This is a genomic window from Meiothermus ruber DSM 1279, assembly GCF_000024425.1.
Lineage (GTDB): Bacteria > Deinococcota > Deinococci > Deinococcales > Thermaceae > Meiothermus > Meiothermus ruber.
The window spans coordinates 905371-926629 of sequence record NC_013946.1; the positions used below are offsets into that span (position 1 = coordinate 905371).

The window sequence follows — 21259 nt, forward strand, 5'->3', positions numbered from 1 at the left end:
GCGGGGCCGGTTTTTACCTGCCATGCCAGGCTTGCAACGACCTGACCGGCAGGTTGGAGTGGCGTGCGCGCAGGATGGCCTCGAGGCTCCACCTGGCCCCCTCGAGCGTGGTGATGAAGGGCTTGCCGGTCTCCACCGCGCGGCGCAGCTCGGGGTCGGGGGTGAGGGCAATCAGCAGGTCGTAATCCCCTTCCGAGACCTCGAAACCGGCGGCCTCCCAGTCGGGCTTGAGCTGCTCGGCCCCGATGAAACGCACCTTGCCGGAAAGCGGCAGCCGCTGGCCCACCCCCAGCTCGGCCCGGTAATAGGCCAGGTAGGGATCGGTGTCGATGCCCATGCTCTCGCCGGTGGAGCGCATCTCGGGCCCCAGCACCGGGATCACCCCAGGGAACTTGAGCCAGGGAATCAGAACCTCCTTGACCGCGTAGAAGCTGGGGGTGGGGTCCTGGGTGAAGCCCAGCTCCTCCAGGGTGTGGCCCACCGCAATCAGGGCCGCGTACTTGGCCAGCGGGTGGCCGATGGCCTTGGAGACAAAGGGCACCGTGCGCGAAGCGCGGGGGTTGGCCTCCAGGATGTAGACCACGCCATCTTTGATGGCGTACTGCACGTTGATCAGGCCCCTGACCCCCACCGCCAGGGCCAGCTTGCGGGTGTAGGCCTTGACGGTCTCGAGCTGTTCGGGGGTGAGGGAGATGGGGGGCAGGATGGTGGCCGAGTCGCCGGAGTGCACCCCGGCCCGTTCGATGTGCTCCATGATGCCCGCTACCACCACCTGCTTACCATCGCACAGCGCGTCCACGTCGAGCTCGAGGGCGTTTTCTAGATACTGATCCAGGAGAATCGAGGGCCGCTCGGCCAGCGCCGCGTAGATGCCGCTCAGATACCAGCGCAGCTCCTCGGGGTTGCGCACCACCTGCATGGCCCGCCCCCCCAGCACGTAGCTGGGCCGGGCCATCAGGGGATAGCCCAGGGTTTCGGCCAGTTTGAGGGCCTCCTCGGGGGTGCGGGCCACCGCGCCTTTGGGCTGGGGGATGCCCAGCGCGGCGCAGAGCTGGTTGAACTCGGCCCGGTCTTCGGCTTTGTGGATGGCTTCCCAGCTCGTCCCCAGCAGCGGCACGCCGGCCTCGGCCAGCTTTTTAGCCAGCTTGAGGGGGGTCTGGCCGCCCAGGGTAGCGATGACCCCAATGGGTTTCTCGTGCTCGGCCAGGTTGAGCACATCCTCCAGGGTAAGGGGTTCGAAGTAGAGGCGGTCGGCGGTGTCGTAGTCGGTGGAGACGGTCTCGGGGTTGGAGTTGACCATGATGGTCTCGTAGCCCCGTGCCCCGGCCTCGCCGGGCCGCTCAGGCGGTATCGCTGCTTCGCGCAGAGCCCAGACCGCGTGCACGGTGGCGTAGTCGAACTCCACCCCCTGCCCGATGCGGATGGGGCCGCTGCCCAGAATAACTACCTTGGGTTTGGAGGTTGGGCGCACCTCGTCTTCCAGCTCGTAGGTGCTGTAGTGGTAGGGGGTGTAGGCCTCGAACTCGGCGGCGCAGGTGTCCACGGTTTTATAAACCGGCTTGCAGCCCGCCGCCAGGCGCTGTTTGCGGGCCGCGGCCTCGGAAACCCCCAGCAGCTCGCCCACTCGAGCATCCGAGAGGCCCAGGCCCTTGACGTAACGCCAGTCCTCGAGGTCTTCCAGGCGGTGCGGCTCGGTCTCGAGGTCGTGTTCGGCCTCCACCACCTCTTTGAGCTGGGTCAGGAACCAGGGCTCGATCTTGGTTTTTTCGTAAAGGTGGTCTACCTGCACGCCCCGCCGCAGCAGTTCCAGGACTGCATAAATTCGCGTGGGGCTGGGGTAGAGCCGGGCCTCCAGCTCCTCGGTGGTAAGGCCCGAGAACTCCGAGCGCACATCGGCCTCGAGGCTCCTGAGGGCCTTGCCAAAGGACTCCTTGAAGGTGCGGCCAATGGCCATCACCTCGCCCACGCTTTTCATCTGGGTACCCAGCCGGTCGGAAAAGCCGCCGGGGTTGGTGTTGGGCAGGGTGCTGAACTTCTCAAAGGCGAAGCGGGGAATCTTGGTGACCACGTAATCAATGGTGGGCTCAAAGCTGGCCGGGGTTTTCTGGGTGATGTCGTTGGGAATTTCGTCCAGGGTGTAGCCCACCGCCAGCAGCGCGGCAATTTTGGCGATGGGGAAGCCGGTGGCCTTGGAGGCCAGGGCGCTGGAGCGGGAAACCCGCGGGTTCATCTCGATCACGATCATCCGCCCGCTCTTGGGGTCAATGGCGAACTGGATGTTGGAGCCCCCGGTCTCCACCCCAATCTCGCGGATGATGGCGATGGCCGCGTCGCGCATGCGCTGGTACTCCACGTCCGAGAGGGTCTGGGCCGGGGCCACGGTGATGGAGTCGCCGGTGTGCACGCCCATGGGATCCAGGTTCTCGATGGAGGTGATGATCACCACGGTATCGTTCTTGTCGCGCATGACCTCGAGCTCGTACTCCTTCCAGCCCACGATGCTCTCCTCCACCAGGGCGGAGTGGGTGGGGGAGAGCGAAAGCCCCCGGCTCAGGATTTCCACAAACTCGGCTTCGTTTTCGGCGATGCCGCCGCCGGTGCCCCCCAGGGTGAAGCTGGGCCGCACCACCACCGGATAGCCCGTCACCTCGCGGGCAAAGGCCAGCCCCTCTTCCAGGCTGTGCACCATCTTGCCCCTGGGCACATCCACGCCAATCTTGAGCATGGCTTTCTGAAACTCCTCGCGGTCTTCACCTTTTTTGATGGCGGCGGCATTGGCCCCAATCAGCTCGACACCGTATTTTTCCAGAATGCCCTGTTCGTAGAGGGCCATCGAGAGGTTGAGCGCGGTCTGGCCGCCCAGGGTGGGCAGGAGGGCGTCCGGGCGTTCGGCAGCGATAATTTTTTCCAGGAACTCCACCGTGAGGGGCTCCAGGTAGGTGCCCTCCGCGAGCTCGGGATCGGTCATGATGGTAGCGGGGTTGGAATTCACCAGCACCACCTGGTAGCCCACGCTGCGCAGGGCCTTGACAGCCTGGGTTCCCGAGTAATCGAATTCTGCCGCCTGGCCGATGGTGATGGGGCCGGAGCCGATAATCATTATCTTTTTCAGATCGGTGCGAGCAGGCATACCAAGGGGAGAGCATAGCACTTATCGGGGCCGGTGGCTACCCGGTTTTTGCATAGTGTTGCGCGGTTTGAGCATAAACACGCAAGCCCCCGGCCTGGGGGTTGGATTACTTTAGAACCCGGCAATCGTGCTAGACTCAAAAAGTAGTTGCGTGTAGCAAAACTATTGTCAGGCCATCCCAAACAAAAGGAGTCGAACATGCCAAAGGCCGTGCAAACCATGATCTCGAGCAAACTCGCCCAGAAACTTCAGGAGCAGGTCGGCCACGAACTCGGCGCGCACCAGCAGTACCTGGCCATCGGCACCTACTTCGCCCAGCAGAACCTGGACAAGTGGGCTGCGCTCTTTTACCAGCAGGCCGCGGAGGAAAAAGAGCACGCCATGAAGATTGTGCGCTTTCTGACCGATGTGGGGGAGGTGGTGCATTTCCCGGCCATCCCGGCGGCCTCCACCGGCTTCAAAAGCGCGGCGGATGCGGTGGCGCAGGCCCTCAAGTGGGAGCGCACCGTGACCGAGCAGTTCCAGACCATGGCCAAAATTGCCCTGGCTGAAGGCGACTACGTGGGCTTTCAGTTCTTGCAATGGTTCTTAGAAGAGCAGGTCGAGGAAGTGAGCAGCATGGAGAAGTACCTGGCCCTGGTCGAGAGCGGTATTAACCTCTTCCAGGCCGAGGCCTTGCTGGAAGTTGAGGCTTAGTCCAGCGCTTTCCTTCTTGGCTGGGGTGAAGGCCCCGGCCTTTTGTTTTATCGTTGGAGCTATGCAAACCATCAAGCCCGAGCTGCTCAAAAGCTTTCTTCAAGAGAACCCGGTGGTGGTGGATGTGCGGCCGCCTGAGCAGTACAGCCCAGGCGACCTCGAGGGCGCTTTGCACATCCCTTTGCGCGATATCCAGCAAGGCCACCACAACCTGCCCAAAGACCGCCCTTTGCTGCTCATCTGCGAGCGGGGGGTGATGAGCGAGCTGGCCGGGCTTTACCTCGAGGCCGCCGGCTACCAGCAGGTGTACCATCTCGAGGGCGGCCTGCAAAAGCTGCGCAAGGTGGCCGAAGGGCTGTAGCCCAGTTTACTCGGTGCGCTTGGGCAGCTCATCCAGCCGCAGGCCGTGCCAGGTTTCCAGGTGCGCGCGGTGGGTTGGCAGGTAGGCCCCCGGCTTGAAGAAGCGGTCGTAGTACTCGAGGTCGAGGTGGTGGGTCTGCAAAAACATCAGGCTGTAGATGGTGGGGACGGTGGCGGGGAACTTCCCAAAGGTATCGAAAAGGTACTGGGCCTGGGTAGCCACCACCTCTACCAGCCATTCTTCGTGCGGGAAGGCCTGGGCGCGCACCGCCGGGGCGTTTTTCCAGGGGCCGGGGGTTTCGGGGTTAAAGGGGCCGCCTGGCTGGTATTTACGGGCCACCACAGCCTCCACTGCCTGGCGCATGCTGGGGTAATGCGGGGGGCAGTGGCCCTCAAAAACGCCCTCGAGGCCGGTGGGGTTGGGCCGCGACCAGCCGGGCTTGAAATCGTAGCGGAAGCCCAGCCCCGGCACCTCGGGGTCGCCCGAAGCCCCCAGGGTTCGCACCCGGTCGAGGCCATTCAGCATCCAGCCGCCCAGGCCCATGGCCTGCTGCATCAGGTGGCCGGCAAACACCGCGGTGCTGATCTCCGCCGAGACCTCGGCCAGGGTGGCCTGGTCAAAGGCGGTGAGGGGGTAGGGCTTGTCCACCGCCACGTAATCCCTGAACTTGTCCAGGCCGGGGATGCTCCGGTTGTGCACGTCGTCGTAGAGCACGAAGCCGTTTTGAGCGATAAACAAAAGCTTGAGAAGCTGGTGCTGGGCCACGTCGGCCACCGGCCAGACCAGGAGGGAGCCGGGCTTGTTGGCGTTCCAGGCGTTGTGCCCGGCCATATAGGGCTCCCGCGGGGGTATGTAGAGCCGCTGGTCGGACAGACGCTGGATGTACTGCCGGTGGGCCAGCAGCAATTCCCACACATCCACATGCCCGTGTTCGTTGCGCGGTACGGGTGGCGCGGCGTCGCGGGTTTTGAAGATATACGTGCCGCTGTCGTCGGTGAAGAACACCTGGCTGGTGTGGAAGCCCGCCGCGCTGGGGAAGGTGCGCCCGGCGGCCATGCCCGCGTAGCTGGGCAGGTAAGGGGCCACGTTTTTGTGGTGGCTGATCAGGTTGTGCCAGCCGGTCAGGCCGCCCACCGTGGTCAGGATGATCAGGCGCTCGAGCTCGGAAAGCGGGTAGGGCTCGTAGCGTGAGCGGTAGGCCAGCGGCCCCTCGGGCAGCTCACCCCCCAGGGCAAAACGGCGGCTGCGGCGGCCAAACAGGGCCTCGGTGAGCGGAAACTTTAGCAGCGCCTCGAGGGCCCGGCGCTCGTGCGGCTGGATGATGGGCTCAGACTCGGCGTGTGGCATTTTTTCCAGTCTATCCCGGATTTGCAAAACAAAACGCCCCCTGCTCGAGACCTGGCAGGGGGTTGCAGGTGTTCCAGGCTACTTTTCCGCGCCTTTTTCGATGGGCACCCCCACCGCATTGCCCCACTCGGTCCAGCTCCCGTCGTAGTTCTTGACGTTGGGGAAGCCCAGCAGGTGCTTGAGCACAAACCAGCTATGGCTGCTGCGTTCGGCGATGCGGCAGTAGGCGATTACCTCCTTGTCGGGGGTGATGCCCTTGCTCTCGTAGATGGCCCGCAGCTCTTCGGCGCTTTTGAAGGTGCCGTCGGCGTTGACGGTGGTGGCCCAGGGGATGTTCTTGGCGCCGGGGATGTGGCCCCCGCGCAGCACCCCCTCCTGGGGGTACTCGGGCATGTGGGTCTTCTCGCCGGTGAACTCGGCGGGGCTGCGCACGTCTACCAGGGCGCCCTTGCCGGCCTTGACTTTTTCCAGATGGGCCAGCACCTCATCGCGGAAGGCCCGCAGGTTGGGGTCACGCTGGCCGGGGGTGTAGGAGCCTTTGGGGTAGGTGGGCACCTCGGTGGTCAGGGGTTTGTTTTCCTGAATCCACTTAATGCGGCCCCCATTCATCAGCTTGAGCTTCTGGTGGCCGTTGTAGCTGAAGAACCAGAAAGCGTAGGCCGCCCACCAGTTGTTCTTGTCCCCGTACAACACAATGGTGGTGTCGTTGGAGATGCCCAGACGCTCAAACAGGGCGGCCAGCTCGTGGGGCTGGATGAACTCGCGGATGGTGTCGTCCCACAGATCGGCCTGCCAGTCGATCTTCTGACTGCCGGGAATATGCCCGGTGTCGTAGAGCAGGATGTCCTCGTTGACCTCGAGGATGCGCACCTCGGGGTTGTTCAGGTTTTCCAGCACCCAGTCGGTTGAAACCAGTACGTCGGGGTTGGCGTAGCTCATCTTAGATTCCTCCTTAGCACAGCCTCAGTTAACCCAAAACAGCTTAGGGTAAAGATGTTCAAGGTTACGCTGACATAGATTACAAAAAATGTAATCTATGAATGGCATCATATCCAAGATTGGCCATTGAATGCAAGTTGGGCCATTTTTTGAGTTTACCGCGCCTTTGATTGAGGGTCGGTATCAGCCTTGTTTGAGCGGCGGGTAAGCAGCTCGCTCGAGGGCAGCAGGTGCCCCAGGCACTCGGTGTAATCCACCCCCTGCCGGAAATCGGCGGCCAGGTCGGCCACACTCACCTGGCTCAGGATTTGCAACGCGGCATCCCGCACCTTGAGCCAGACCACGCTCCGCGCATGGCAGCGTCGCTCCTCCACGCAGGCTTTGGGCCAGTTGAGGCTTACGCAGGCCAGGGGGGCGATGGGGCCGTCCACCGCCCGGATCACATCGCGCAGGTTGATCTCTTCAGCCGGGCGCGGGAGGGCATACCCCCCGCCCTGGCCTTTTTTGGAAAGAACCAGGTTATGGCCTACCAGGGCGGCCAGAATGCGTGCCAGGTAGGTGTGCGGTACGCCGGTGGCCTTGCTGAGTTCCTCGCTGCCAACAAGGCGATCCGGGGCCTGGGCACCGAGATAACCCAGGATTTTGAAGGCGTAGATATCGGTTTTGGAGAGGCGCATGGCCCCAATTTAGCCCAACCCTCGCGCCTCCGGCAGTTCTACCACCGCGCGCACAAAAGCGTTGCCCACCGCGCGATCGGCCAGGGCCAGCGGGCCACCGGCCTGATAGACGCCGCTTCTACCCTCGAAGTACAGGTCGTAGAGGTGTCCGTTGAGCATGGGGTTGAGGCCGTAGCGAAGGTGCTCCCGGTTTTGCAGCTTTTTAGCCAGCCCTTCGCGCAGCCAGACCTCCCCCTCTACCTGGCTCGCATCGGCGCTCCAGGGGCCGTTCCAGCGGGCAGCGTTGGCCGAGGGTTGTACCACCAGCCAGGCCCCGGCGGCATCGGCCTGCTCGAGCAGGCTTTCGTGAAAGGCGTCCAGGCAGATCAGGTTGGCGATGGGGCCCAGCCGGGTTTTTAGTATCTGCCTACCAGGCCATCCCCCTGACAGAAAAGCCCCGCGTTCGTGAGCGGTGAGATTGACCTTGGGCACCCGCCCCAGGATGGTACCCTGGGGTGAAACAACCAGCGACAGGTTGTACACCCGCCGGCCCAGGGCGTGTAGCTGCTGTGCGGGTTCCCAGTCCATGAAGGGGCTGAAGATGCTGCCGGCCACCACATAAGCCCTGGCGGCCTGGGCAGCCTCCCGAAAAGCCTGCTCGTACACCGGCCAGACCTTCCGGGCCCGCAGATGATAGAACACGGCAGGGCTCAAAACCCCCAGCCCCAGCGCTGCTCGCCACTCTTCTCGTAATAGCCTCAGCGCTGCTTGCAGGCTGGTTCCGGCCTCCCGAACCGCCCTGGGGGTGTCCAGCCAGAACAATAGCGGCAGGGCGAAGGCCTCGGGAAAGGCGATGAGACGGGGTTCATGTTCCGGGAGCCCGTGAATAGCGGCTTGAGCCAGCCCCCGCACATACTGCCTGAAGCCCTCGGCGCTGGTGTAGGGCTGGGTGTGTAGTTCGGTTTGCACCGCAACCAGGTGTACCCGCATTGAGCCTACCTTACTACAGACGCGTACCGGGCGGATCATAAAAGAGGTCTTAACGTCCCTCACACACAGCCGCGGATACCCCGGGGTTAGGGTAAGGGCATGCGTGGTTTGCTTATTTTGCTGGTTTTAAGCTCGATGGCCTTTGCCCAGATCCGAGTGACGCTCGAGGCCCCACCCCCACCCACCCTTACCATCAGCGCCGACATCCGCATTGCCCTGGTTCCGGGCCTTGTGGTGGTGGAGCGGGTGCCTGAACCCCAGGGGATTCTGGTGGTCTACCGCAGCAGCCGGGCGGCTGAGGTGTACGCCTACCACCACCGCGACCTGGTGGCCCGCGGCTGGACGCGGGTCAAGTATCAGGCCGGCGGGGGCCATTACAAGTCTGAGTACCGCAAGGGCCGGGCCAAGGCCAAGCTGGAAGTGCGCGACCGTCGGGGCCGGATTGAGGTACGGGTCAAGGAAGGCTAGACAGCCGGACGGCTCCCGGCTACACTAAACAACGCTTGGGGCCGTGGCGCAGTTGGGAGCGCGCTTGAATCGCACTCAAGAGGTCGGGGGTTCGAGTCCCCTCGGCTCCACCAAGTCCAAAACAGTGAGAATCCGAGGGTAGACACTCTCGGATTCTGTTTTCTGCTGCTTGATGCAGTTGTAGGAATCCGTGCCCGGATTGTTGAAATGGGGTTTGATCTCCATGGACGTTTGTCGTTTAAAATGTCTAGCTCACCACCCAAGCGCTCCACAGTGCGCCGCCCAGCCCAAAAAGCCCCAGTAAAGGAATAGGGGGAAATTGGCGCAGCAGGAGGCCCAGCGCTAGCAATGTAGCAACCAGTTCACCCCAGCCCACCAGGGTTTCGCGTCCCAATAGCCACAGTGCCCAGGCGATGAGTCCCAGGGCCGCCCCTGAGGCCCCCTGAAAAAAGGCTTCGGCGATGGGATGCCCCTGCCAGCGGTGCAGGAGGCCGGCCACCAGGAAGGTAAATATGAACGAGGGTAAAAAAATGCCCACGGTTGAGAGTACCGCTCCAGGGATGCCTGCTGCCAGGTAGCCTGCCGCTGTGGCTGTGGTTAGCAGGGGCCCCGGTGTGATCTGACCCAGGGCCAGGGCGTTCAGGAGGTCGCTCGAGCCCAGCCAGCCCCGGCTTACCATCTCCTGCATCAGCCCGATCAGCGCGTAGCCCGAGCCGAACAGAGTGGAGCCCACCAGCAAAAAAAACCAGAACAGGCTGAGGGGCTCTATGCTCAACACCCTTGCGCTTCTGCCCAGTACCATCAGCAGACCCACCAGCAACACCACCGCCCACTCCACCACACCCAGCCCCGCCATCGCCAGCCCCGCCAGGGCCAGCACCCAGGTTTGGGGTTGTTTTTTGGGGTGGGGCAGCAAATCCCAGAGGGCCTGGGCAATCAGGGCCACCACAGCCAGCTTGAGCCCCAGGAACGCGCCCTGTACTAAAGGTAGCGCGGCTGCTCCGCGGTACAGCATTACCAGCGCCAGCGTGACCCCCGCCGCCGGAACAATAAACCCGAGCCCCGCCAGCAGCAGGCCCCAGTGGCCTGCTCGAGCGTACCCCAAGAGCATGGCCGTCTCGGTGGAGTTGGGGCCCGGAATCAGGTTGACGGCGGCCAGCATCCTTAAGTACTGCGCTTTGCTCACCCATTTACCTTCCCCGACCAAAAAGCGCTGGAAAATGGCAAAGTGGGCTGCCGGGCCGCCAAAAGCGGTCAGGCCCAGCCAGACGAAGGTTTTCAGCACGGGCCAGAGCACCGCGTACAGTATATGGTCGCGCGTCATTACAGTGTCTTGACCTGCCGTGTGTTTATCGGTATTGTTGCGACGTATCGAAAGGAGGCTTCATGAGGCTGGTAAAAGTAGTTGGGCTCGTTGCGGCTTTAAGCCTTGGGGGTGCCCTGGCCCAAGACCGCACCCAGACCCTTATTTATGGTGGGGACTGGTCTGATCTCATCACCATGGATCCCCAGGTTTCCTACGAGTTTTCCGGTGGCCTGGTCACCGACAACCTGTACGAGACCCTGGTCAAGTATGAGGGGGCCGACCTCTCCACCCTCAAGCCGGGCCTGGCCGAGAGCTGGAAGGTAGACCGGGGCCGGGATACCTGGGAGATCACCTTCCGCCTGCGCCGGGGCAGCAAGTTCTCCAGCGGCAACGAGGTGACCGCCAAGGACGTGGTTTATACCTTTGAGCGCGCCCTAGCCCTCAAAGGGCCAGGTTCTTTCCTGTTCACCGAGATTGCCCAGCTCAAGCCGGGGGCTACCAGGGCCGTGGACAACTACACGGTGGTGGTGAGCCTGCCTAAAACCGCCTCGCCGAGCTCCTTCCTTTCGATTCTGACCTTCAATATCGGAGGTATCGTAGACTCCGAGACTGTGCAGAAAAACGCCAGGAACAACGACTTTGGCAAAGAATGGCTCACCAACAACTCGGCCGGCTCGGGGCCTTTCCGGTTGGTGCGCTGGGATCGGGGTTCGCAGGTGTTGCTCGAGGCCAACCCCAACGCCCGCATCAAGCCCAAACTGCAGCGCATCATTCTGCGCGAGATCAAGGAACCGGCGGTGTTGCGCACGGCCCTCGAGTCGGGCGAGATTGATATCGCCGAGGGGCTCACCCCGGAAGCCCTGCGGGCCCTGGCCGGCAACCCCCGCTTTAAGACCCTCAAAGCCGATAGCCTGCGCCTCAACTACCTGGGCATGAACGTCAAAGAAGGCAGCCCCTTCGCCAACAAGCTGGTGCGCGATGCGGTGCGCTACAGCATCAACCAGGACGAGCTGGTGAGCGGGCTGGTGCAGGGTAACGGCACCAAGATCCAGACCCTGATCCCCAAAGGGCTGCTGGGTTACGACCCCCGCACCCCCTACACCTTCGACCCGGCCCGGGCCCGGCGTTTGCTGGCCCAGGCGGGGTATCCGAACGGCCTCGAGTTCGAACTGCTGGTGAGCACCGGAATCTGTGGTGGGGGCATCCCCTGTGCGGACATCGCCGCCAAAGTTCAGGCCGACCTGGCCAAGGGGGGCTTTAAGGCCAACGTCAAGGCCATCGCCAACGCCGAGGTGCTGCGCACCTACCGGGCCCAGAACCACCAGATGGTCTTGGTGGGCTGGAGCCCCGACTTCCCCGACCCCGACGGCAACGCCACCCCCTGGGCCAACTTCGAGGCCCGCAGCCTGGCCTGGCGCAACGTCTGGAACGATCCCACCGCCATCCGGCTGACCAACCAGGCGGCCCTCGAGACCGACCCGTCCAAGCGGGTGGCCCTCTACCGGCTCCTTACCGACTATGTGCTCAAGAATGGCCCCTACGCCGTGCTCTATCAGCCGGCCATTCCGATTGGCCTTTCGGTCAAGGTGGAAGGGTACGTGCGCAACGCCCAGGGCCAGGTGCGCTTCGAGAACATCAGCAAACTGCCCTAAGTCAACCCCAGGGTTCGGGGCGCAGGGTGCCGGTGGGGCCCTGGGTTCCGAACCCTAAACCCTGCATATGCTTTCATACTTTTTCCGCCGCCTTTTCTTCGTGGTTTTTGTGGTCTGGGGGGTCACGTTTGCTACCTTTTTTATCGCCAATGTGGTGCCGATTGACCCCGCCATTGCTGCCCTGGGGGACAACGCCCGCGAGGAGCAGATCAAGGAATTCCGGGAGCGCTACGGCCTGGATAAACCCATCTGGCAGCAGTACCTGATTTACATGGGCCGCCTGCTATCCGGAGATCTGGGCAACTCGCTGCGCACCCAGCGGCCGGTGGCCGAAGACCTGAAGGAGTTTTTTCCTGCGACCCTCGAGCTCTCGGTAGCGGCCTTTTTGGTGACGCTCCTGCTGGGTGTGCCGGCTGGCATTCTGGCTGCTTTGCGACAGAATAAGGCCACCGACGTTACGGTGCGCATCCTGGCCCTCATCGGCGGGGCCACCCCGGTGTTTTTCCTGGCGGTGCTGCTCCAGTACGTGCTGGCCCGGGAGCTTGACCTGCTGCCGGTGCAGGGCCGCCTGGACGGTTTTACCTTTCCTCCACCCAGGATCACCGGCCTGATGGGCCTGGATGCCCTTCTGGCCCGGGACTGGGCGGCTTTCCTGGACTCGCTGCGGCACCTGGTACTGCCGGCTTTTGTGCTGGGTTTGTTTTCGGCGGCCATTCTGGCCCGCATGACCCGTGCCACCATGCTCGAGGTGCTCTCGCAGGACTATATCCGCACCGCTCGAGCCAAAGGGGTTCCCGGCAGGGCCGTGGTCTTTCGCCACGCCCTCAAAAACGCCTCGCTGCCGGTGCTCACCCTGCTGGGGGGGCTGCTGGGCGGCCTGCTCTCCGGTGCCGTGCTAACCGAAACCATTTTTAGCTGGCCCGGCATCGGGCGCTACGTGACCCAGTCGGCCACCAGCCTGGACTTCCCCGCGGTGATGGGGGTCACCCTCCTGGTGGGGCTGGTGTACGCCCTCATCAACCTGATTGTGGATCTGCTCTATGCCTTCCTCGACCCTCGCATCCGCTATGCCTAAACCGGTGGAGTACCCATGGCTGCTGTAGCCTCTGTTACACGTCCGTCCCGCCCGCTGCGGCGCTTTCTGCGCAACCCAGGAGGCCTGATTGGACTGTTTTTGCTGGTTTTGCTGATTCTGGTGGCCCTGCTGGCGCCGGTCATCGCGCCCGACCCCATCGAGCAGAACATCGCCCAGCGCCTGCAGCCGCCCTCGGCAGAACACTGGCTCGGTACCGACCAACTGGGCCGCGATGTCTGGGCCCGGGTGGCCCACGGCGCGGGTATCTCCTTGCGGGTTGGGTTTGGCGTGGTGATTCTGGCGGTGTTGATTGGGGTGGCGGTGGGGCTCCTGGCCGGCACCCTGGGTGGGGCCTGGGACAACCTGCTGATGCGCGTGACCGATATCTTTTTTGCCTTCCCCTCGCTCATCCTGGCCATGGCTATTGCCGCCGCGCTGGGGCCCAACCTCAACAACACCATCATCGCGGTGGCCCTGGTGAGCTGGCCCATCTACGCCCGGCTGGTGCGGGCCAATGTGCTGGCCTTGCGGGAGCGCGAGTTTGTGGAGGCGGCGCGGGCCCTGGGCTCCTCGCAGGGGCGTCTGATGCTGCGCCATCTGCTGCCCAATACCCTCACACCGGTCTTTGTGCAGGCCAGCTTCGATGTGGGCGGGGCCATCCTCACCGCCGCGGGCCTGTCGTTTATCGGCTTTGGGGCCCAGCCGCCCACCCCGGAGTGGGGGGCCATGGTCTCCGAGACCCGCAGCTACATCGCCGAGGCCATCTGGGCCCCCACCGCACCGGCCATGGGCATTCTGCTCACCGTGCTGGCCTTCAACCTGCTGGGTGATGCCCTGCGGGACGTGCTCGATCCCAGGGGGCGGGATTGAGAGTGGAGATGCGGCCCGCCTCGGTGGAGGAAGCCGCGGTGGCTTCCGATATCCTCAGCGAAGCTGCCCGGTGGCTGATGGAGCGGGGCCAGACGCTCTGGCACCTCGAGGAGCTTACCCCCGAACTGCTCCGTCTGGTAGCCCGGCAGGGTGAGCTGTTCCTGGCCTACTGGCAGGGGCAGGCGGTGGGCACCCTCATCTACCAGCACACCGACCCCCTCTTCTGGCCCGAGGTTCCGGCGGGCACCTCGGCCTTTGTGCACAAGGTAGCGGTGCGGCGGGCGGTGGCCGGGCAGGGGGTGGCCGCGGCCATGCTGGCCTGGGCCCAGGAGCGGGCCAGGGCCGAAGGCCTGGCCTTTCTGCGCCTGGACACCGACTTCAATCGCCCGAAACTGCGCAGCTTCTACGAGGGCCTGGGTTTTGTGTGCGTGGGGGAGAAGCGGGTGACCCGCATGGGCTACCCCCTGCACGTGGCGCTGTACGAGTTAAAGCTATAACCCCCCGCAGCCCCGGGGGGCCGAAGGGTTTCCCAGCATACGCCACTCGCCACCCGGCCACTGCCCGGCCTGGTAGTAGATGTGACGGGGGCTCTTTGGGTCTTCGAGCTCACCTGCCGAGGCCAGTGCGACCTCGAGGGCCAGGCACTGCTCAGGGGTGGCGCCAATGGTATAGAGCTGGCCCCGCTGCGGCATCTCGGCCAGGGCAAAGCCATCGCTCAAGGAGACCCATTGGTGTAGCCTAACCTGCACCACGCAACCATCGCTTCCCAGGGCCTTTAGGTTCATAACCTGTCCGGTGGCGGTGTAGGTGCGGTAAGGGGCGGGGGGCTGGGTCTGCGCTGCCTTGCGGCTTTGTACCCACAGGCCGCTGCCGGCCTCGAGGGCTGCCAGCGCGGCCAGCCCCCCCAGCATCCACCACAGTTTCGGCCAGGCCATCCTTCCACCATTAGGCCTGGTGGGAGGGGCCTGGGGTATGAGGGCTGGCTAAAGGCGGGTTTAGTAAGAGGGCTGGTACTCGCCCCACTCCTCGCGCAGCACGCCGCAAATCTCGCCCAGGGTGGCCCGGCGCCGGAAGGCCTCGAGGATATAGGGCATCAGATTCTCCGGGCCCCTGGCGGCTTTTCGCAGGGCCTCGAGGGCATTGGCAGCAGCCTGGCCGTCGCGCCCTGCCCGGAAGGCCTGAATCTGGGCCTTGCGGCGATTGGCCAGCGCATCGCTGATTTTTTGCACGGGGGTGTGCTCGTTGAGGGGGGAGTCGGGGTTGTTGAAGCGGTTGACCCCCACGATAATCCGCTGGCCGCTTTCCACCTGGCGCTGGAACTCCCAGGCCGCTTCCTCGATCTCCCGTTGGAAGAAGCCGGCCTCGACCGCTGCCACCGCGCCCCCCAGCCGGGCAATCTGATCGAGGTAGTCCTGCGCCTGGGCCTCGAGCGCATCGGTCAGGTGCTCCACGTAAAAGCTACCCCCCAAGGGGTCTACCGCCCGGGTGATGCCCGACTCGTAGGCCAGAATCTGCTGGGTGCGCAGGGCCAGCAGGGCGCTTTTTTCGGTGGGCAGGCCCAGCGCCTCGTCGTAGGCGTTGGTGTGCAGGCTCTGGGTGCCGCCCAGCACCGCTGCCAGGGCCTGGTAAGCGGTGCGCACCACGTTGTTCAGGGGTTCCTGGGCGGTGAGGGTGGAGCCGCCGGTCTGGGTGTGGAAGCGCAGCGTCCAGCTTTTGGGGTCTTGGGCCTTGAACTCATGGCGCATGATGCGGGCCCACATGCGCCGGGCTGCGCGGAACTTGGCGGCCTCCTCGAGGATGTCGTTATGCGAAGCAAAGAAGAACGAAAGCCGGGGCGCAAAGGCATCCACATCCAGTCCGGCCTCTATGGCCGCCTGCACATAGGCCTTGCCGTTGGCGAGCGTAAAGGCAATTTCCTGCGCGGCGGTGGAGCCGGCTTCGCGGATGTGATACCCCGAGATGCTGATGGTGTTCCACTTGGGCACCTTCTCGCTGCAGAAAGCAAACACATCGGTGATAAGGCGCATGGAGGAGCCGGGGGGAAAGATGTAGGTGCCGCGGGCGATGTACTCCTTCAGGATGTCGTTCTGGATGGTGCCGCCCAGCTTATCCCAGCTCACGCCCTGCTCCTCCGCCACCAGCAGGTACAGGGCCAGCAGCATGTTGGCGGGGGCGTTGATGGTCATGCTGGTGGTGACCTTGTCCAACGGGATGCTGTCCAGCAGGGTGCGCATGTCCTCGAGGCAGGCGATCGAGACCCCCACCTTGCCCACCTCGCCCACGCTCAGGGGGTGGTCGGGGTCCAGGCCGAGCTGGGTGGGTAGGTCGAAGGCCACCGAGAGCCCGGTCTGGCCCTGCGAAAGCAGGTAGCGGTAGCGGGCGTTGGACTCCTCGGCGCTGCTAAAACCGGCGTACTGCCGCATGGTCCAGGGGCGGTCGGTGTACATCCGGGGGTAGACCCCCCGCGTGAAGGGGTACTCCCCAGGGCGGCCCAGGCGTTCCCTGTAGCCCTCGGGGAGCGATTCGAACAGGTATTCAACTGTGGCGGGCATGGGTTCTCCTTTCAACAACTTGGCCCTTGTGTGGGGTTTGCAAGAGGCTGCCAAGGTTTAGCGTTGCTGACCTGGCTTAGAAGACCACATACAGCAGCAGCAATACCAGCGCGGCGGCGCCGAAAATCAGGAGGAGTGGGGGCAGCAGGATGGAGTAAGCCGCAATGACCAGGGCTATAAAATCCTTCCAGTCGGGTTTGATCTCCCCTTGAGGTGCATCTTGGTTTTTAGGGTCGTGCATACCCTGATTGTAAACCTTCCTGAGGCCCCATTCAGTCCCAGCGATCCGGCTGGGCGGAGGCCTGCCCTGACCTGTGCCTGACACATCGTCCTGGTTGACCGTATACTAAAGCGAGCTTTTACCCAAGCCAGCCTGGCTTGAATCTCTGGAGGATTGAGCGTGAATGCCCGTGCAATTGTGGTGACATCGGGGAAAGGTGGGGTAGGGAAGACCACCACCACGGCCAACGTGGGCGCTGCACTGGCCCGCCTGGGCGAGAAGGTGGCGGTGGTGGATGTGGATGTGGGGCTGCGCAACCTGGATGTGGTGATGGGCCTCGAGGGCCGGGTGGTCTACGACCTGATCGATGTGATCGAGGGCAAGTGCAAACTGCGGCAGGCCCTTATCCGTGACAAGCGCATCGAGGGGCTGGCCCTGCTGGCGGCCTCGCAAACCCGGGACAAGGAGGCGCTCGACCCCGAGAAGTTCCGCCAGATTGTGCGGGCCTTGCTGGAAGAGGAGGGCTTCGACCGGGTGCTCATCGACTCACCTGCCGGTATCGAGAAAGGCTTCCAGACTGCTGCTACTCCTGCCGAGGGGGCTTTGGTGGTGGTGAACCCGGAGGTCTCGAGCGTGCGCGACGCTGACCGGATTATCGGGATGCTGGAGGCCCGCGAGATCCGCGAGAACTTCCTGGTGATCAACCGCCTGCGCCCCAAGATGGTGCAGCGCGGCGACATGCTCTCGGTGGAGGATGTGGTGGAGATCCTGGGCATCAAGCCCATCGGCATCGTGCCCGAGGACGAAGGGGTGCTCATCTCCTCCAACCAGGGGGAGCCTTTGGTGCTCAAGAACGGCAGCGGGGCGGCCAGGGCCTTTGTCGAGATTGCTCAGCGGGTGCGGGGTGAGGACGTACCCTTTGCCTCCCTGAACGATGCACCGGGTTTTCTGGGCACCCTGCGGCGGCTGTTTGGGGGTAGATGATGTGGCCCTGGCAGCGCAAAAGCAAAGACACCCTGAAAGAACGCCTCAAGGTGGTGCTGGCCTACGACCGGGCCCACCTGAGCCCGGGCATGGTGGAGCAGCTCAAGCAAGACCTGCTGGCCGTGCTGAAGCGGTATTTCCCCGATGAGGAGAACCTGGAAATCCACGTCGAAACCATGGACGACAAAATGAAGCTCCAGGCCGATGTGCCGATTCCCAAATGATGGATTGGGCAGCCATTGGCTAGTGATCGGCCTTGAGTTCGACCTCGAGCGCCCCGAAATTCTCCTGCTGGTGTAGCTCCACCTGGCCCTGCTTTTTGGCTTCCAGAAGGGCGGCAAAGGCCACGGTCTGCTCCTTCCAGCCGCGAAGCGGCAACTGTCCAAACAGGGCCCGGCGCAGGCCCCACAAAAAGCCCTTGATACGATCCCAGGCCTCCTTAAGCCCGAAAGTCTCGGGCTCGAGGTGCAGCTCGGCCCGCCGCGCGAAAGGCTCAACCGCCCGCACCAGCAGTTGCAGGGGCATGGGGCGCAGGCGGCGGTCTTTAGGGAGCGGGGGTGGGGGCACCGGCAGCACCCGGGCCCGCTCGCGGGAGCGCTGCTCGAGGAAGGCGATGGCCTCTTCCAGGGCCACCAGGGTCTCGAGGAAGGCCGGATCGCTCTCCTCGAGGTAATCTTCATCCTCGGTCGGCACAACCTCGGGCCGCCTGGCGAAGGCCCGCAGTTTGAAAAGCACCAGCTCGGCCAGGATGGGCAGCAGCTCGCTCCGCTCGGCAAGCCCCAGGGCCTGCACCTGGGCCAGGGCCTGCTCGGTGAGGGCCAGCACCGGCAGGTCTTTGGCGGCAATCCGGCCTTTGCGCACCTGCTCGGCCAGCTCCCTGGGGGTTCCGCTGAACTGCTCGAAGTGCAGAGTAATCACGGTCTACTTAGAGGCCACTTTTACCGGCGCAGGTGTTCCGGGAGTCTGGCTTCTGGGCCGGAGCAGCCCGAACTTTTCCCGCACCTCTTCCATGGTGGCCTGGGCGATGCGGCGGGCTTTGGCGGCGCCTTCCTCGAGGGCCCCCAGCACCCGCTCGGGGTGGGCCCGCAGCTCCTCGGCGCGCTCGCGGATGGGGCGCAGGGTTTTCATCATCTCCTGCATGAGAAGCTGCTTGACCACTAAGGTGCCGATACCCCGCCGGCGGTACTCCTCGCGCAGCACCTGCACCAGCTCGGGCGGGGCGAAGTACTGCAGAAACTTGAAGACCACGCTGCGCTCGGGGTCGCCGGGGTCGGAGAGCCGGATGCGGGCCGGGTCGTCGGGCATGGTGCGTATTTTGGCCCAGATGCTCTCCTCGTCCTCCAGGAGCCCGATGGTGTTGCCCACGCTCTTGGACATCTTGGCCTTGCCGTCGATGCCGGGCACGCGGGGGGCGTGGGGGTTCAGGTAGATTTCCGGTTCGGGGAAGGTCTCGCCGTAGGTCTGGTTCCAGCGACGGGCAATCTCGCGGGTGAGCTCGAGGTGCTGGGTCTGGTCGTCGCCCACCGGCACGGTATCGGCTTTGTAGAGCAGAATATCGGCGGCCATCAGCACCGGGTACATCAAAAGCCCCGCCGGCACCGACTCGAGCTTGGCGGCCTTGTCTTTGAACTGGGTCATGCGGGTCAGGTCACCGTAGGGGGTCTGGGTGGTGAAAATCCAGGCCAGCTCGGTGTGTTCGGGCACGTGCGACTGCACGAACAGAATGACCTTGTTGGGGTCGAGCCCGGCGGCGATGTTCACCAGCGCCGCCTCAAAGGTGCGCTGGCGCAGGAGGTCTTTGTCGTAGGCCACCGGGTTGGTGGGGGCGTGGTAGTCCACAATGCAGTAAATGGCGTCCTGCCCGAGCTTCTCGCCTAAGGCGATATAGTTGACCATCGCACCCAGGTAGTTCCCGATGTGCAGGTCGCCGGTGGGCTGGAAGCCGGAAAAAACTCGTTTCACGCTGGATAGGATAGCAGGCCAGATGGCTTCGTGCACCCTGGGAAAACCAAAACTTGAGCCGGATACGTATGCTAACATAGGCCGAGCATGAGCCTCGAGGCCTTCTCAGACGAAGCTTTGCTGGCTTTGGTGGCCAGGGGAGAAGAGGCCGCCTTGCAGCAGATCTTTCGGCGCTATGCAGGGGCTTTCCTGGGCCTGGCACGCCGCTTAGGCCTCGACTCAGCCAGCCAAGAGGATGTGGTGCAGGAAGTTTTCACCAAGATCTGGAAAAACGCCCGCGAGTTTGACCCCCGGCGGGCCTCGGCACGGGCCTGGCTTTTAGCCATCGCCCACCACACCACGGTGGATCACCTTCGGCGCCTCGAGGCCCGTCCCCAGGCCCTCGAGCCCACCGAGGAGGAGCCCGAGGCCTTCGATCTGCCCGGCCCGGGCCTGGACGAGGAACACCACCTGGATCGCATCCGGCTCCGCAGGGCCCTGGCCCACCTCGAGCCCGAGGAGCGGGAGGTTATCGAGGTGCTGTTCTACCAGGGGTATGCCCACCAGGAGGCGGCCCTCAAACTCAACATCCCCCTCGGCACCCTCAAGACCCGGGCCCGCCGGGCCCTGGCCCGCCTGAAGGAGGAGCTGCGTGAAGCCTGAGGAAGTGCGTGAACTTCTGCCGCTGTACGCCCTGGGGGCCCTGGAGCCCGCAGAGCGGGAGCGGCTCGAGGCCGCCCTGAAGCGCTACCCCGAGCTCTGGGCGGAAGCCCGCGCCCTTCAGGAAACCGCCGCTGATCTGGCCGAACTCGTTCCCCCGGCCCCGGTGCCCGCGGGGCTGGAGCAAAAGGTTATGGCCGGCCTGCGGCCCCGCCGCCGCCTGCTGCTTACGGGCTGGCTGGCCCGGGCTGCGGCGGTGCTGCTGCTGCTGGGGCTGGGCTACACCGGGGGGTGGGGTGCTTTCTGGCTGCTCTCGCTGCGCGACCCGGCGACCCGGGTGGTGGCCCTGGCCAGCCCCAAGGGCGAGGTGGTTGGGCGGGTGATTCAGCGCAAAGACAACGTGGCCCTGGTGCTGCTGGATCGCTGGCCCCCGCCGGGCCAGGTCTTCCAGGCCTGGGGTCTGGCGCAGGGCGGGCCCACCCCCCTCCCCACCTTCCGCACCCCGCTCAAAAGCCTGCGGCTGCCCCCCCAGGCCCAGGCGGTGGCGGTCTCGCTCGAGCCCCCCGGCGGCAGCCGCCAGCCCACCACCCTGTTTGGTCTCCCGCAGTAAAAGCCTGCGGATCGATTTTTTGTGCCATGGGCATTGCAAAGCGATTGGCGATGCCCGGCTTCGCATGCTTCCAGCTTCCCGTCCGGGGCTGCGGTGGTGACCGGGGTTGGGGCTGCTTAATCCAAACGCCGCCTCCCCTGCGAATAGCAGGGTGGAGGTGCAAAATGCAAACGCAACCCCAGAATCTGGCCCGCAGGAAGTTCGTTAAGGTTTTGACCGCCGCCGGCCTCTCCACGGCCCTGGCCCATAGCCTGGTGGGGCAGGCCCTGGCCCAGTCGCAAAACGTGAGCGACCTGGATGTGCTCAACCTGGCCCTCACGGCCGAGTACCTGGCCACCGATGCCTACACCCGCGCCCTCACGGTGAGCTTCCCTGGCGAGATCCGGGATTACCTGGCCGAGGCCCTGAAGCACGAGGAGGCCCACGTCAAGGCCCTGACCGACACCATCCGGGGCCCCTTCAACGCCACGCCCGTGGCCCGTCCGCAGTTTACCTACGGCGATCTGCAGTTCAACGCGGCCAACCGGCTGAAAGTGCTGGAAACCCTGGTGGCCCTCGAGACCGCCTTTACCGGGGCCTACCTGGGGGCCATTCCCCTGATTCAGAACAAAGCCGTGCTCTCGGCGGCGGCCAGCATCGCCATGAACGAAGAGGCCCACCTGGCCATCCTGCGCGACGCGGTGCTGACCCTGGGCGGGCGGGTGGAAGGCCCGCAGACCCCGGTGGGCCGGGCGGTGGCCGTGGCCATCACCCCCCAGCAGGCCACCCAGGCCGTGCAGGGCTTTATTCGTAAGTAGGGGGA

At 64.3% G+C, this 21259-nt stretch carries 23 protein-coding genes and 1 tRNA gene; 13 read left to right on the plus strand and 11 right to left on the minus strand.

All coding sequences use genetic code 11. The features are described 5' to 3' along the window. Positions 1-13: 13 nt before the first annotated feature. Complete coding sequence (gene carB, locus MRUB_RS04645) at positions 14-3130, minus strand: carbamoyl-phosphate synthase large subunit (RefSeq protein WP_013013200.1); 3117 nt, start codon at positions 3128-3130, stop codon at positions 14-16. A gap of 198 nt (positions 3131-3328) precedes the next feature. Between carB and MRUB_RS04650 the strand changes: the two genes are divergently transcribed. Both MRUB_RS04650 and MRUB_RS04655 read left to right on the plus strand, forming a co-directional pair. Continuing rightward, positions 3329-3826, plus strand: a complete 498-nt coding sequence (locus MRUB_RS04650) for a ferritin (protein ID WP_013013201.1) — start codon at positions 3329-3331, stop codon at positions 3824-3826. A 61-nt stretch (positions 3827-3887) separates the two neighbouring features. Further along, the gene (locus MRUB_RS04655; protein ID WP_013013202.1) at positions 3888-4187 is read left to right on the plus strand and encodes a rhodanese-like domain-containing protein; all 300 of its coding nucleotides are present in this window, start codon (positions 3888-3890) and stop codon (positions 4185-4187) included. A gap of 6 nt (positions 4188-4193) precedes the next feature. Here the strand turns inward: MRUB_RS04655 and MRUB_RS04660 are convergent, their stop codons facing one another. From MRUB_RS04660 to MRUB_RS04675, 4 genes are all read right to left on the minus strand, one after another. Continuing rightward, positions 4194-5534, minus strand: coding sequence for a hypothetical protein (locus tag MRUB_RS04660; protein ID WP_013013203.1), 1341 nt, complete (start codon positions 5532-5534; stop codon positions 4194-4196). Positions 5535-5612: 78 nt separating this feature from the next. Next, positions 5613-6473 carry a sulfurtransferase gene (locus MRUB_RS04665; protein ID WP_013013204.1) on the minus strand — a complete coding sequence of 287 codons (861 nt, stop codon included), beginning with the start codon at positions 6471-6473 and terminating at the stop codon, positions 5613-5615. Positions 6474-6628: 155 nt separating this feature from the next. Beyond that, positions 6629-7150 (minus strand): RrF2 family transcriptional regulator, encoded by a 522-nt coding sequence (locus MRUB_RS04670; protein WP_013013205.1) that lies wholly within the window; start codon positions 7148-7150, stop codon positions 6629-6631. A gap of 9 nt (positions 7151-7159) precedes the next feature. Then, a complete protein-coding gene (locus MRUB_RS04675) occupies positions 7160-8119 on the minus strand; it encodes a nitrilase-related carbon-nitrogen hydrolase (protein WP_013013206.1) in 960 nt (319 codons plus the stop codon). A 99-nt stretch (positions 8120-8218) separates the two neighbouring features. Between MRUB_RS04675 and MRUB_RS04680 the strand changes: the two genes are divergently transcribed. Then, positions 8219-8587 (plus strand): hypothetical protein, encoded by a 369-nt coding sequence (locus MRUB_RS04680; protein WP_013013207.1) that lies wholly within the window; start codon positions 8219-8221, stop codon positions 8585-8587. Positions 8588-8624: 37 nt separating this feature from the next. Further along, a tRNA-Ala gene (locus MRUB_RS04685) sits at positions 8625-8700 on the plus strand. 134 nt (positions 8701-8834) lie between these two features. Here MRUB_RS04685 and MRUB_RS04690 read toward each other — a convergent pair. Continuing rightward, on the minus strand, positions 8835-9884 hold the full coding sequence (locus MRUB_RS04690; protein ID WP_015586453.1) for a chromate transporter: 1050 nt from the start codon (positions 9882-9884) through the stop codon (positions 8835-8837). A gap of 89 nt (positions 9885-9973) precedes the next feature. Here MRUB_RS04690 and MRUB_RS04695 point away from each other — a divergent pair, with 89 nt between their 5' ends. From MRUB_RS04695 to MRUB_RS04710, 4 genes are all read left to right on the plus strand, one after another. Then, positions 9974-11545 carry an ABC transporter substrate-binding protein gene (locus tag MRUB_RS04695; protein WP_013013209.1) on the plus strand — a complete coding sequence of 524 codons (1572 nt, stop codon included), beginning with the start codon at positions 9974-9976 and terminating at the stop codon, positions 11543-11545. 67 nt (positions 11546-11612) lie between these two features. Beyond that, complete coding sequence (locus MRUB_RS04700; RefSeq protein WP_013013210.1) at positions 11613-12620, plus strand: ABC transporter permease; 1008 nt, start codon at positions 11613-11615, stop codon at positions 12618-12620. Positions 12621-12635: 15 nt separating this feature from the next. Then, a complete protein-coding gene (gene nikC / locus MRUB_RS04705; protein WP_013013211.1) occupies positions 12636-13490 on the plus strand; it encodes a nickel transporter permease in 855 nt (284 codons plus the stop codon). A gap of 8 nt (positions 13491-13498) precedes the next feature. After that, complete coding sequence (locus MRUB_RS04710) at positions 13499-13987, plus strand: GNAT family N-acetyltransferase (protein ID WP_013013212.1); 489 nt, start codon at positions 13499-13501, stop codon at positions 13985-13987. Here MRUB_RS04710 and MRUB_RS04715 read toward each other — a convergent pair. The 3 genes from MRUB_RS04715 to MRUB_RS15920 form a co-directional block, all read right to left on the minus strand. After that, positions 13982-14425 carry a hypothetical protein gene (locus MRUB_RS04715; protein WP_013013213.1) on the minus strand — a complete coding sequence of 148 codons (444 nt, stop codon included), beginning with the start codon at positions 14423-14425 and terminating at the stop codon, positions 13982-13984. The two genes, MRUB_RS04710 and MRUB_RS04715, sit on opposite strands and share 6 nt — an antisense overlap. Positions 14426-14485: 60 nt before the next feature. Then, entirely contained in the window at positions 14486-16042 is a 1557-nt protein-coding gene (locus MRUB_RS04720; RefSeq protein WP_013013214.1) for an acyl-CoA mutase large subunit family protein, read from the minus strand. A gap of 76 nt (positions 16043-16118) precedes the next feature. Beyond that, on the minus strand, positions 16119-16283 hold the full coding sequence (locus MRUB_RS15920) for a hypothetical protein (RefSeq protein WP_013013215.1): 165 nt from the start codon (positions 16281-16283) through the stop codon (positions 16119-16121). Positions 16284-16442: 159 nt separating this feature from the next. Between MRUB_RS15920 and minD the strand changes: the two genes are divergently transcribed. Together minD and minE are read left to right on the plus strand one after the other, a co-directional pair. Continuing rightward, entirely contained in the window at positions 16443-17246 is an 804-nt protein-coding gene (gene minD, locus MRUB_RS04725) for a septum site-determining protein MinD (RefSeq protein ID WP_013013216.1), read from the plus strand. Continuing rightward, positions 17246-17470 carry a cell division topological specificity factor MinE gene (gene minE / locus MRUB_RS04730; RefSeq protein WP_027887234.1) on the plus strand — a complete coding sequence of 75 codons (225 nt, stop codon included), beginning with the start codon at positions 17246-17248 and terminating at the stop codon, positions 17468-17470. Before minD ends, minE begins: the two co-directional genes overlap by 1 nt. Before the next feature lie 19 nt (positions 17471-17489). Here minE and MRUB_RS04735 read toward each other — a convergent pair whose 3' ends face one another. Together MRUB_RS04735 and trpS are read right to left on the minus strand one after the other, a co-directional pair. Next, positions 17490-18164 (minus strand): chromosome segregation protein ScpA, encoded by a 675-nt coding sequence (locus MRUB_RS04735; RefSeq protein WP_013013218.1) that lies wholly within the window; start codon positions 18162-18164, stop codon positions 17490-17492. A 3-nt stretch (positions 18165-18167) separates the two neighbouring features. Next, positions 18168-19208 (minus strand): tryptophan--tRNA ligase, encoded by a 1041-nt coding sequence (gene trpS, locus MRUB_RS04740; protein WP_013013219.1) that lies wholly within the window; start codon positions 19206-19208, stop codon positions 18168-18170. Positions 19209-19295: 87 nt separating this feature from the next. On the opposite strand from trpS, the gene MRUB_RS04745 reads away from it, so the two are divergent. The 3 genes from MRUB_RS04745 (at position 19296) to MRUB_RS04755 (ending at position 21254) form a co-directional block, all read left to right on the plus strand. Further along, positions 19296-19850: a sigma-70 family RNA polymerase sigma factor gene (locus tag MRUB_RS04745; protein ID WP_013013220.1), complete on the plus strand. Its 555-nt coding sequence runs from the start codon at positions 19296-19298 to the stop codon at positions 19848-19850. Continuing rightward, the gene (locus MRUB_RS04750) at positions 19840-20457 is read left to right on the plus strand and encodes an anti-sigma factor (RefSeq protein ID WP_013013221.1); all 618 of its coding nucleotides are present in this window, start codon (positions 19840-19842) and stop codon (positions 20455-20457) included. Before MRUB_RS04745 ends, MRUB_RS04750 begins: the two co-directional genes overlap by 11 nt. 164 nt (positions 20458-20621) lie before the next feature. Further along, positions 20622-21254: a ferritin-like domain-containing protein gene (locus tag MRUB_RS04755; RefSeq protein WP_013013222.1), complete on the plus strand. Its 633-nt coding sequence runs from the start codon at positions 20622-20624 to the stop codon at positions 21252-21254. Positions 21255-21259 lie beyond the last annotated feature (5 nt).

What these genes read in the sequence shown, in the direction of transcription:
- carB (WP_013013200.1), bottom strand. Translation starts at nt 3,130, where the DNA reads ATGCCTGCTCGCACCGATCTGAAAAAGATAATGATTATCGGCTCCGGC.
- MRUB_RS04650 (WP_013013201.1), top strand. Translation starts at nt 3,329, where the DNA reads ATGCCAAAGGCCGTGCAAACCATGATCTCGAGCAAACTCGCCCAGAAA.
- MRUB_RS04655 (WP_013013202.1), top strand. Translation starts at nt 3,888, where the DNA reads ATGCAAACCATCAAGCCCGAGCTGCTCAAAAGCTTTCTTCAAGAGAAC.
- MRUB_RS04660 (WP_013013203.1), bottom strand. Translation starts at nt 5,534, where the DNA reads ATGCCACACGCCGAGTCTGAGCCCATCATCCAGCCGCACGAGCGCCGG.
- MRUB_RS04665 (WP_013013204.1), bottom strand. Translation starts at nt 6,473, where the DNA reads ATGAGCTACGCCAACCCCGACGTACTGGTTTCAACCGACTGGGTGCTG.
- MRUB_RS04670 (WP_013013205.1), bottom strand. Translation starts at nt 7,150, where the DNA reads ATGCGCCTCTCCAAAACCGATATCTACGCCTTCAAAATCCTGGGTTAT.
- MRUB_RS04675 (WP_013013206.1), bottom strand. Translation starts at nt 8,119, where the DNA reads ATGCGGGTACACCTGGTTGCGGTGCAAACCGAACTACACACCCAGCCC.
- MRUB_RS04680 (WP_013013207.1), top strand. Translation starts at nt 8,219, where the DNA reads ATGCGTGGTTTGCTTATTTTGCTGGTTTTAAGCTCGATGGCCTTTGCC.
- MRUB_RS04695 (WP_013013209.1), top strand. Translation starts at nt 9,974, where the DNA reads ATGAGGCTGGTAAAAGTAGTTGGGCTCGTTGCGGCTTTAAGCCTTGGG.
- MRUB_RS04700 (WP_013013210.1), top strand. Translation starts at nt 11,613, where the DNA reads ATGCTTTCATACTTTTTCCGCCGCCTTTTCTTCGTGGTTTTTGTGGTC.
- nikC (WP_013013211.1), top strand. Translation starts at nt 12,636, where the DNA reads ATGGCTGCTGTAGCCTCTGTTACACGTCCGTCCCGCCCGCTGCGGCGC.
- MRUB_RS04710 (WP_013013212.1), top strand. Translation starts at nt 13,499, where the DNA reads ATGCGGCCCGCCTCGGTGGAGGAAGCCGCGGTGGCTTCCGATATCCTC.
- MRUB_RS04715 (WP_013013213.1), bottom strand. Translation starts at nt 14,425, where the DNA reads ATGGCCTGGCCGAAACTGTGGTGGATGCTGGGGGGGCTGGCCGCGCTG.
- MRUB_RS04720 (WP_013013214.1), bottom strand. Translation starts at nt 16,042, where the DNA reads ATGCCCGCCACAGTTGAATACCTGTTCGAATCGCTCCCCGAGGGCTAC.
- MRUB_RS15920 (WP_013013215.1), bottom strand. Translation starts at nt 16,283, where the DNA reads ATGCACGACCCTAAAAACCAAGATGCACCTCAAGGGGAGATCAAACCC.
- minE (WP_027887234.1), top strand. Translation starts at nt 17,246, where the DNA reads ATGTGGCCCTGGCAGCGCAAAAGCAAAGACACCCTGAAAGAACGCCTC.
- MRUB_RS04745 (WP_013013220.1), top strand. Translation starts at nt 19,296, where the DNA reads ATGAGCCTCGAGGCCTTCTCAGACGAAGCTTTGCTGGCTTTGGTGGCC.
- MRUB_RS04755 (WP_013013222.1), top strand. Translation starts at nt 20,622, where the DNA reads ATGCAAACGCAACCCCAGAATCTGGCCCGCAGGAAGTTCGTTAAGGTT.